The following is a 10,746-nucleotide window of genomic DNA, read 5'->3' as shown; positions in this document are numbered from 1 at the left end:
GCGACTCGTCCATGGATCCGTCGGGACGGTCGGTGACCGCGGTCGCGTCGTTCGACCCCATGTCCCACGACGACGTGCCGGACCCTGCGGTCGCATCGGTGGTCGTCTGGGCGGCCGGCTCCTCCGGAGCGGCCACAGGGTTCGTCGACTGCACCCCGGCGTCGGAGACGTGCTCGGTCCACTGGGTGCCGTCCCAGTAGCGGAGCTCGTGTCGTCCAGTCGGGTCCGGGTGCCAGGCTGCGGCGGTCATCGATCGGTTCCTCTCGGTCAGGTCCGGGCGGGGGTCGTCCCCTCGGTCGGGGTCCCTCACAGGCACATCGTGTCAGTCCCCCCAACTGCCGTGGAAGAACTACCCGCATCCCTGCCGTCCCGAACATCGGGGATGGTTACGATCGGGGCGTGGTCGACTGGAAGCGGGGCGTGCGCCGGGTGCTCTACCCCGCCTACGAGAACCGCGTCCTGCGCAAGATGCCCGACAGCCTCCCCAAGCACGTCGGGGTCATGCTCGACGGCAACCGGCGGTGGGCCAAGGCCGTCGGCCGCGACACCGCCCACGGACATCGTGCCGGCGCCGCCAACATCGAGCCGTTGCTGACCTGGTGCGAGGAGATCGGCATCGAGGTAGTCACCTTGTGGCTGCTCTCGACCGACAACCTCAACCGGCCGGCCGCCGAGCTCACCCAGCTCCTGGAGATCATCGAGGACGCCGTCGACAGCCTCGCCGACCAGCGCCGGTGGCGGCTCAACCCGGTCGGCGCGCTCGACCTGCTGCCCGACCACACGGCCGCGCGGCTCAAGTCGGCTGCCGAGCGGACCTCCGACATCGACGGCCTCATCGTCAACGTCGCCGTCGGCTACGGCGGCCGCCGCGAGATCGCCGACGCCGTCCGCTCGCTGCTCCAGGAGCACGCCGCCAAGGGCACCTCGTTGGAGGAGCTCGCCGGCATCATCGACGTCGAGCACATCGCCGACCACCTCTACACCAAGGGCCAGCCCGACCCCGACCTTGTGATCCGGACGTCAGGGGAGCAGCGGCTCGGCGGCTTCCTGCTGTGGCAGAGCGCGAAGTCGGAGTTCTACTTCTGCGAGGCCTACTGGCCGGACTTCCGGCGCGTCGACTTCCTCCGCGCGATCCGTGCCTATGCGTTGCGAGAGCGCCGGTTCGGGGCCTGAAGCAGGACCAGTAGCCTCGCGGGGTGAGCACCAAGCCCGCGAAGCCGACCACCCTCGTGACCGTGACCGACACCGACCGGTTGGGGCCGGCGATGCTGCGGGTGTGGTTCGAGGGCGACCTCGCGGCCTTCGAGGGCTTCGACGACACCGACCGCTACGTGAAGCTGCTCTTCACCCCCGACGGCTCGCCGAACCTGGCGACGATGGCGGAGGGGGAGCGGGCCGCGGTCCGCAGCTACACCGTCCTCGAGCTGGACGTCGCCGCCGGCCGGTTCGCGATCGACTTCGCGCTCCACGGCAGCGGGTTCGCGATGCTCTGGGCACGCGACGTCGCGCCCGGTGCCACCATCACCGTCCAGGGCCCCGGCTCGGGCTACGCGCCGGACCCCGAAGCCGACTGGTACCTCTTCGCCGGCGACGACGCCGCCCTTCCCGCGATCCGCCAGGCGCTCGCGGCGCTGCCGGACGACGCGGTGGGCCACGCCGTCGTCCAGGTCGGTACGGCGGCCGAGCAGCTGCCGCTGCCGGCGCCGCGCGGGATCGACGTCCGGTGGCTCTTCCGGAACGAGGCCGACTCGGGCCTCAGCGCCGCGGTCCAGGCTCTCGCCTGGCGCCCGGGCCGCGTCGACATCTTCATCCACGGCGAGGCCCAGGCCGTCATGCAGGAGATCCGTCCCTACCTGGCCGGCCAGGGCGTCGACGTCCGCGCCGGCTCGATCTCCGGGTACTGGAAGCGCGGCCTCGTCGACGAGGAGTTCCGGGCCTGGAAGCGGGAGCTCGCGGCCGCCGAAGCGGGCTGACCGCGATCTCCCGCTGTCCCGTCGATCAGCGGGCGGCGCTGCTGGTCAGTCGGTCACCGCGTTGTAGGAGGCGTTGGTGATCAGGTACGACGTCCGCACGGTCGCGCCACTGTCGAGGGAGTCGGCGCGGATCCGCATCGCGCCGCACCCGACGGCGGTGCGCTTGATGCTCACGGTGATGTCCTTGTACTTGGTCGCGCCGAGCGAGGGCGTCAGGTAGGTCCCGGCGAGGGCGGCGGTCGTGATGACGGCGGTGCCGGCCTTGACCGTGACGGTGAAGGACCCGGCGCAGCCTGGGGTCGGGGTCAGCCTGAGACCGATCTGGCGTGCGGTCGTGCTGTTGTTCTTCAGCCGGACCTTGAACGACGTCGACTGGCCGACGTTGAGCGCCGGTGAGGTCGCCGTCTGGCCGTTCACGGGTCCGCCGACGAGCGGCTGGGAGCCCTGCCCGGCGAACAGCTCGAACCCGCTGGTGCCGTTGAGGGGTGCGGCGGTGTTGGTCTCCGTCGAGATGCCCTCGACGTGGAAGCCGTCCGGCGTCAGCAGGTCGACGTCCACGACGGTCGTGACCTGGCCGGGAGCGGTCGGCGTGACCCGCAGCTCGAAGGTGCCGGTCTTGCCCGGCTGCACCACCGGGGTGATGAAATTGCCGACGCCGTCGATGGTGAGCTCCTTGGCCCCGACCCCGGTCGACCAGACCGTCCGGGCGCCGACGGCGCCGCTGCGGGTGAGCCGGATCTTGTAGGTCTGCGGTGCACCGGACTCGTTGACCACGCCCAGCTTGTACTTCATCAGGGTGCCGCTGGTCTTCACCGTGCGGGTGACCGTGCGGTCGTGGCCGGTGTAGAGCGAGCCGATGCCGAGCACCTTCAGGTCGGAGGTCGCCAGGCTGACGCCGGTCATCGGGATCAGCGTCGGAGAGCTCTCGGCGTTGTGGACGATCTCCAGGGTGGCGTTCGCCGTACCGCTGTCGCCGGCGGCGAACGTCACGGAGAACGTGCACGCGTTGCCGGGAGCGACGGAGGCGCCCGTGCAGTCGTCGTCGCCGACGCTGAACGACGCCGCGTCGGCGCCGAGCACGTCGAAGCCGTCGACGAGGAGCGGTGCGGTCCCGGTGTTGGCCAGCGAGAGGGTGCGGGGTTCGCTGTCGTCGCCCTGGTCGACCTCGCCGAAGTCGACGGCGGAGCTGGACGGCGTCGCGACGGGTGCGAGACCAGTGCCGGAGAGCGTGATCACGGTGGGCGCCGTCGCCCCGTTGTGCCCGAGCCGGAAGGTCGCCGACTTCGAGCCCGCGGACGAGGGGTTGAACCGGACCGAGACCGTGCACGTGGCGTTGAACGCGAGGGTGGCGCCGTGGCAGGTACTGCCGGTGAGGTCGAAGGCGCCGGGGTCGGCGCCGGCGAACGCCACGTCGGTGAGCCGGAGCGGGTCCTGGCCGGTGTTGGTCACCGTGAAGGGGAACGTCGCGGTCGGGGTGCCGACGGCCTGCGAGCCGAAGCTGCGCGACGTCGGGTTGACCGACGAGATCGCCTCGGTCCCGGTGCCGGACAGACTGACGGTCAGTGCTGCACCGGCGTCGTTCGGCAGGTTGAGGGTCGCCGTCTTCGCGCCTCGAGTGGTGGGGTCGAACGCGAGCGTGATCCGGCAGTCGTCACCCGGTGCGACCACGGTGCCGGCGCACTCGTTCTCCGTGACCTGGAATTGGCTGGCGCCGGTGCCGGTCAGCGTCGGGGCGTCGAGGGACAGGCTCGCGTCGCCGGTGTTGGTGACCGTGGCCGTCAACGGCGCCGACGGGTCGCCCACGGGTTCGGAGCCGAAGGCCAGGGCGCCGGTGTCGACGTTCGCGACCGCCGCTCGGCCGGTGCCGAGGAGGGAGACGGTCGACTGGATGCCCGCGGCCGTCGTGAAGCGGAGCGTCGCGGACTTCGCGCCGCGGGTGGACGGGCTGAACGCCACGGACGCGTTGCAGGAACCGTTCTTGGCGACGGTCGCGCCGGTGCAGGTGCTGCCGGTGATCGTGAAGTGACCGGCGTCGGACCCGGTGATCGTCGGTGCGCTCATGTCCATCGAACCGTTGCCGTTGTTGACCACGGTGATGGTCTGGCCGGCGGTGGAGACGCCCACCGGGGAGGAGCCGTAGTCGATCGGAGCGATGGGCCCGGGGAACGGATAGCCCTGGGTCGCGATGCCGGTGAGCGCGAACGTGACGGGCGGACCCGCCACCGAGGACGGGATCGTGAGGGTGCCCGCCTTGAGGCCCATCGAGGTCGGGGCGAAGCGGACCCCGATGGTGCACGCTGACGAGGTCAGCATCGGGGTTCCGGGGGTGCAGGTGGTTCCCGTGATCTGGAACTGCGAGGCCGACGGGCCGGTCACCGTGGGCGAGGAGATCGTGATTGGAGCACCGGTGTTGTTGGTGATCGTCTGGCTGAAGGTGCCGGTCGTCGCGCCGACGGCGATCGACCCGAACTGCCGGAGCCCCGACGCCGGGCTGAGCGTGAAGTTGGGCGCCGCGGCGGTCCCAGTGCCGTTGAGCGGTACGACGGTCGTGGTCCCGAGGCCGATGACGGTCAGGTTCGCCGACCGTGCACCGGTCACGGTCGGTCGGAACAGGACGCGGGCAGAGCACTCGTCTCCTGGGGCCAGGGCGACCGGGCAGCTGTAATCGACGGTGAAGTCCGTCGACGGGGCGATCCCGAAGGTCTCCTGGGACACGAACTGGGGCACGTTCCCGGTGTTGGTGATGGTCAGCAGCTGCGACCCGCTCGTCGTCTGGGTCGGGACCGAGCCGAAGCCCAGGCTCGAGGGCGTCGCCTCGAGCGACCGGACGACGGCAGCGCCGAGCCCGGCCAACGAGATCGTCCGGTCCGGCTGGCCGACCGCCGACAGCGTGAGGGTGGCTGTCTTCGAGCCGGACGAGGTCGGGCGGAAGAAGACCTTCACCGCGCACGGGGTCGCAGCGATCCGGTCCGAGAGCAGGCAGGAGTCGTCGACGGCGTACTGGTTGGCATGGGTGCCGGAGAGCGCCGCGCTGGTGTAGTCGATGGCGCCGGGACCGGTGTTGGACACGGTGACCGTGCCGGACAGATAGCCCCCGACGGGGGTGCCCGGGAAGACGAAGCCTCCGGGGGAGGGGGAGAGGAACGGATCCCCGGTCGGGCCGCTGAGCGGGACCGTCGCCGCGGCGCCCGCGTTGCTCGGGACGCTCAGGGTCGCCGACTTGGTGCCGGCGCTGGTCGGCCGGAAGCGCACGGTGACGGTGCAGGTGTCGCCGTCGGGTACCGGGGACGCGAGCGTGCAGTCGTCCGAGATGACCGCGAACTGGTTGGCGTTGGCGCCGGACACGGTCGCGTGCCCGACCTCGAGCGGGAGGTCGCCGGTGCTGGAGACGGTGACGACCTTGACCGACGTGTCGCCGACCGCCGTGGCCGCGAAGGCGCTGGGTGCCGTGATGTCGATGTCGGGCATCAGCGTGGTCGCCGACAAGGCCACGGTGAGCGCGTCGCCGGCGGTGTTCGGGATGGACAGCGTGCCGGTCCGCGCACCGACCACCGGTGCGGTGAAGGTGACGCCGATCGCGCAGGCCTGACCCGGGGCGAGGGTCTTGGTGCCGCTGACCCCGCCGCCGCACGTCTGGTTGGCCCAGAAGTACGCCTTGTCGGCACCGCTGATCGCCGGCGAGCCGACGACGACGGACTCGGTGCCGGTGTTGGTGACCGTGACGTTCTTGGTCTCCGAGGTCGGCCCGGGCGTCGCGGGGCCGAACGTCAGCGCGGAGGTCGACAACGAGACCTCCGCTGCCGCGTCCGCCCGCGGCGGCGCGAGCGCTTGCGCGCCGGCGACGAGCAGGAGCAAGGAGACCAGTCGGGCTACCGCGGGAGCGGGGCGAGCACGCATGGGTCCGAACCTAGGCCACAGACGGGTTCCGTGGGGGCGATCGGATGATCGGCGGTCGGCGGTGCCCGGTAGCCTCTCCCCACGTGAACCTCGCCGGACTCGCTGACCTCGTCCTCACCGATCCGGCCCTCGCCGATGCTCTCTCCGACGCGGCGGACGGGCGGCTCCGCGCTCACGAGCTGACCGGTCCGGAGACGCTGCGTCCGTTCCTCGTCGCGGGGCTCGCCCGCGCCGGCCGGCCGGTGCTCGCGGTCACCGCCACCACCCGTGAGGCCGAGCAGCTGGTCGCCGAGCTCGGCGACCTCCTCGACCCCGAGACGATCGGCTACTACCCGTGCTGGGAGACGCTCCCGCACGAGCGCCTGAGCCCGCGCAGCGACACCGTCGGCCGCCGGCTCGCGGTCCTCCGCCGCCTGTGCCACCCGGGCGCCAGCGCGGGCACGGGCCCGCTCCGGGTCGTCGTCACGCCGGTCCGCTCGGTGCTCCAGCCGCAGGTCAAGGGCCTCGGCGACCTCGCCCCGGTCGAGCTCGTGGTGGGGGAGTCGGCGGTCCTCGACGAGGTGGTGGCGGGCCTGGTCGGGGCGGCGTACTCCCGGGTCGACCTGGTCGAGAAGCGCGGCGAGTTCGCCGTCCGCGGCGGCATCGTCGACGTCTTCCCGCCGACCGAGGAGCACCCGCTGCGGGTGGAGTTCTGGGGCGACGACATCGAGGAGATCCGCTCCTTCGCCGTCGCCGACCAGCGCACCATTGCGACCCAGGAGCGGCTCTGGGCCCCACCGTGCCGCGAGCTGCTGCTCACCGACGACGTGCGGGCACGCGCCGAGGAGCTCGGCAAGGCCCATCCGGAGCTGCGCGAGATCACCGACAAGCTCGCCCAGGGCATCGCCGTGGAGGGCATGGAGGCGCTGATCCCCGCGCTCGTCGACGAGCTGGAGCTGCTCGTCGACCTGATGCCCGAGGCGACCCAGGTCCTCGTCCTCGATCCCGAGCGCGCCCGCTCCCGCGCCCACGACCTGGTGGCGACGAGCGAGGAGTTCCTCGGCGCGTCCTGGGCGGCCGCGGCCGGCGGCGGCCAGGCACCCGTCGACCTGCAGGCAGCCTCCTACCGCGAGCTCGGCGACGTACGCCAGCACGCCCTGGGCCTCGACCAGTCCTGGTGGACGTTCTCCCCGTTCGGCATCGACGAGGAGGGCGGCGACGGACACGGCATCGCGGCGCGTGCGGCCGACCCCTACCGCGGCGACGTGGAGAAGGCGTTCACCGACATCGCGCGCTGGCGGGCCGAGGGCCACACGGTCGTCGTCGTGCACGCCGGCCACGGTCCGGCGCAGCGCATGGTCGAGGCGCTGGGCGAGCGCGACGTCCCGGCCCGGCTCGTCGACGACCTGCCGGCGGGGACCCGCCCCGACCCCGCGGTGGTCACCCTCACCTGTGGCAACCTCGCGCACGGCCTCGCCATGGACGCGGTCGACGGGTGCCGCTTGATCCTGCTGACCGGCGAGGACATCGTCGGCCAGAAGGCCTCGACCCGTGACATGCGGGCGATGCCGGTGCGCCGCAAGCGTCAGATCGACCCGCTCGAGCTCAAGCCCGGCGACTACGTGGTCCACGAGCAGCACGGCGTCGGCCGCTTCCGCGAGATGCGGCAGCGCGAGATCAAGGGCGTCACCCGCGAGTACCTCATCCTCGAGTACGGCGCCAGCAAGCGCGGTGGTCCCCCGGACCAGCTGATGGTGCCGGCGGACACTCTCGACCAGGTGACCCGCTACGTCGGCGGTGAGCAGCCGAGCCTGGACCGGCTCGGCGGCGGCGACTGGACCAAGCGCAAGAACCGGGCCCGCAAGGCGGTCCGTGAGATCGCCGCCGAGCTGATCAAGCTCTACGCCGCCCGCCAGGCGACCAAGGGCCACGCGTTCGGCCCCGACAGCCCCTGGCAGCGCGAGCTCGAGGACGCCTTCCCGTTCCACGAGACCCCCGACCAGCTGAGCACGGTCGACGAGGTCAAGGCTGACATGGAGCGGACCGTGCCGATGGACCGGCTGGTCTGCGGCGACGTCGGCTACGGCAAGACCGAGATCGCGGTCCGGGCGGCGTTCAAGGCGGTCCAGGACGGCAAGCAGGTCGCCGTCCTGGTGCCGACCACGCTGCTGGTCACCCAGCACCTGTCGACGTTCTCGGAGCGGATGAGCGGCTTCCCCGTCCTGCTCAAGGGCCTGAGCCGCTTCCAGACCGACAAGGAAGCGGCCGAGGTGCTCGCCGGTCTGGCCGACGGCACCGTCGACGTCGTCGTCGGCACGCACCGGCTGCTCAGCCCCGACACCCGCTTCAAGGACCTCGGCCTCATCATCGTCGACGAGGAGCAGCGCTTCGGTGTCGAGCACAAGGAGCAGATGAAGCGGCTCCGGACCAGCGTCGACGTCCTGTCGATGAGCGCGACGCCGATCCCGCGCACGCTCGAGATGGCGATCACCGGCATCCGCGAGATGTCGACGATCACCACGCCCCCGGAGGAGCGGCACCCGGTCCTCACCTACGTGGGCGGCTACGAGGACCGCCAGGTGGTCGCCGCCGTACGACGTGAGCTGCTGCGTGACGGTCAGGTCTTCTACATCCACAACCGGGTGCAGTCGATCGAGAAGGCCGCGGCCCGGATCCGCGAGCTCGTCCCCGAGGCGCGGGTGGCGACGGCGCACGGCCAGATGGGGGAGCACCAGCTCGAGCAGGTGATGCTCGACTTCTGGGAGAAGCGCTTCGACGTGCTCGTCTGCACCACGATCGTCGAGTCGGGACTCGACGTCTCCAACGCCAACACGATGATCATCGAGCGGTCCGACACCCTCGGTCTCAGCCAGCTCCACCAGCTCCGTGGCCGGGTCGGCCGCAGCCGGGAGCGGGCCTACGCCTACTTCCTCTACCCGACCGAGAAGCCGCTGACCGAGACCGCCCACGAGCGGCTCGCGACCCTGGCCCAGCACTCCGACCTCGGCGGCGGCATGGCGATCGCGATGAAGGACCTCGAGATCCGCGGCGCCGGCAACCTGCTCGGCGGCGAGCAGTCCGGCCACATCGCCGACGTCGGCTTCGACCTCTACGTCCGCCTGGTCGGCGAGGCGGTCCGCGACTTCCGCGACGACGGAGGCGGGTCCGACCAGCTCGACGAGGTCCGGATCGAGCTGCCCGTCGACGCCCACCTGCCGCACGACTACATCCCGAGCGAGCGGCTCCGGCTCGAGATGTACAAGCGGCTCTCCGAGGTGCGCACCGACGCCGACGTCGACGAGATCAGCGAGGAGCTCGACGACCGCTACGGCGAGCCGCCGATGCCGGTGGTCGCGCTGATGCTGGTCGCCCGGTTCCGGGCGCGGGCGCGTCAGGCGGGGCTGAAGGAGATCACCGTCCTCGGCAAGAACATGCGGTTCGCCCCGGTCGCGCTGCCCGACTCCAAGCAGGTGCGGCTGCTCCGGATGTATCCGAAGTCGATCATCAAGACGCAGCTCGAATCGATCCTCGTCCCGCGGCCGGGGACCCCGGGGGCGACCGGTACGCCGCTCGAGGGAATCGCCCTGCTTGAATGGGCACGCGTCGTGATCGACGCAGTGATCGACCCGACGGATTGAGCCCGTGTGAGCGAGCCCGTGTGAACGAGGGAGTGAGCGTGAAGAAGGTCGGACGGACCCTGACGACCGTGGCGGTGACGACAGGCCTCGCCCTTGCCGTCACCGGCTGCTCGGACAACGTCATCGGCGCCGACGGACCGCGCCCGGGTGTCGCCGCCCAGGTCGAGGACGTCGAGATCTCGCTCGACGACCTCACCTCCGTCACCGACGGGCTCTGCACCCTGCAGGCCGCCGACTCCCAGGCAGCACCGACGAGCCGTGAGTTCGCCCAGGCACAGATCCTGCAGGCGTGGGTCGGGGCACTGGTCACCGCCGAGTTCGCTGCGGACAACGACCTCGAGGTCTCCGCGCCCGACGCCGGTCTCGAGCTGGCGGCCGGGTGGGACGACGTCGACGAGGACGACCAGGATCCCCTGCGCGCCTACGTCGACGCGTTCGTCTACTCCTCCGCCGTCGAGCAGGAGCTCGCCGGCGAGAGCGCGCCGGACCCCGCCGACTACGACATCGCGATCAACCCGCGCTTCGACATCGAGCTGGGGGACGTCACGCTGACGCAGAGCCAGCTCTCGGTGCCGGTCAGCGACGAGGCGGCGTCCGACGCCGAGGCTCCCTCGCCCGAGGTGGTCGCGGCGCTGCCCGACGACCAGGTGTGCGGCAAGAAGGCCGACCCGGCGGTCCAGCCGCCGATCCCGATGGGCTGAGCCGACCGGCTCTGACCACGATGGCGACACCTGCGGACGTCCCCGACGAGGCCGTCGCGGAGTTCGTCGCCGTCATGCGCCGGCTGCGCGCCGAGTGCCCCTGGAAACAGGAGCAGACCCACCGGTCCCTGGCGCGCTACCTGCTCGAGGAGACGCACGAGACCCTCGAGGCGATCGACGACGGCGATGCCACCGGCGACTGGGCGCACCTGCGCGAGGAGCTCGGTGACCTGCTGCTCCAGGTGGTGTTCCACGCGGTCATCGCCGAGCAGCGCGGCGAGTTCGACCTCGACGACGTCGCGCGCGACATCACCGCCAAGATGGTGCGGCGCAACCCCCACGTCTACGGCCCCGAGGCCGGTCGCGCGCCCGTCGACGCGGCGTCGGTGACCGAGGCATGGGAGGCGGTCAAGGCCCAGGAGAAGGGCCGGACCTCGCTCACCGACGGACTGCCGCCCGGGCTGCCGGCCCTCCTCTACGCCGACAAGGTGCTCGGCCGCCTGGAGAGCGACGGCCGGCCGGCCTCACCGACGGCGAGCGACGACGTCGGCGACCGCC

Annotated in this window: 7 protein-coding genes; 5 read left to right on the top strand and 2 right to left on the bottom strand. The window is 71.6% G+C overall.

Going from position 1 to position 10,746, the window contains the following annotated elements; genetic code table 11:
* Window positions 1-250 (bottom strand): DUF2510 domain-containing protein (locus H0487_RS19425; protein ID WP_183095882.1); only part of this gene is annotated, 250 nt, incomplete at its 3' end.
* A 149-nt stretch (window positions 251-399) separates the two neighbouring features.
* On the opposite strand from H0487_RS19425, the gene H0487_RS19420 reads away from it, so the two are divergent.
* Both H0487_RS19420 and H0487_RS19415 read left to right on the top strand, forming a co-directional pair.
* Complete coding sequence (locus tag H0487_RS19420; RefSeq protein ID WP_183095881.1) at window positions 400-1,173, top strand: isoprenyl transferase; 774 nt, start codon at window positions 400-402, stop codon at window positions 1,171-1,173.
* Between the two features lie 23 nt (window positions 1,174-1,196).
* On the top strand, window positions 1,197-1,973 hold the full coding sequence (locus H0487_RS19415; RefSeq protein ID WP_312856025.1) for a siderophore-interacting protein: 777 nt from the start codon (window positions 1,197-1,199) through the stop codon (window positions 1,971-1,973).
* 45 nt (window positions 1,974-2,018) lie between these two features.
* On the opposite strand, the gene H0487_RS19410 is transcribed toward H0487_RS19415, so the two are convergent.
* On the bottom strand, window positions 2,019-5,870 hold the full coding sequence (locus H0487_RS19410; RefSeq protein ID WP_183095880.1) for a choice-of-anchor D domain-containing protein: 3,852 nt from the start codon (window positions 5,868-5,870) through the stop codon (window positions 2,019-2,021).
* A 44-nt stretch (window positions 5,871-5,914) separates the two neighbouring features.
* Between H0487_RS19410 and mfd the strand changes: the two genes are divergently transcribed.
* The 3 genes from mfd to H0487_RS19395 form a co-directional block, all read left to right on the top strand.
* Window positions 5,915-9,487 carry a transcription-repair coupling factor gene (mfd, locus tag H0487_RS19405; protein WP_220793598.1) on the top strand — a complete coding sequence of 1,191 codons (3,573 nt, stop codon included), beginning with the start codon at window positions 5,915-5,917 and terminating at the stop codon, window positions 9,485-9,487.
* Between the two features lie 38 nt (window positions 9,488-9,525).
* On the top strand, window positions 9,526-10,188 hold the full coding sequence (locus tag H0487_RS19400) for a hypothetical protein (protein ID WP_183095878.1): 663 nt from the start codon (window positions 9,526-9,528) through the stop codon (window positions 10,186-10,188).
* Window positions 10,189-10,208: 20 nt separating this feature from the next.
* A partial coding sequence (locus H0487_RS19395; protein ID WP_183095877.1) for a nucleoside triphosphate pyrophosphohydrolase occupies window positions 10,209-10,746 on the top strand: 538 nt, incomplete at its 3' end.

Origin of the sequence: Nocardioides stalactiti, assembly GCF_014180715.1 — a bacterium.
GTDB classification, from domain to species: Bacteria; Actinomycetota; Actinomycetes; order Propionibacteriales; family Nocardioidaceae; genus Nocardioides; species Nocardioides stalactiti.
The sequence above is the reverse complement of the archived record's forward strand: the minus strand, read 5'-3'. Positions and strand labels throughout refer to the sequence as shown.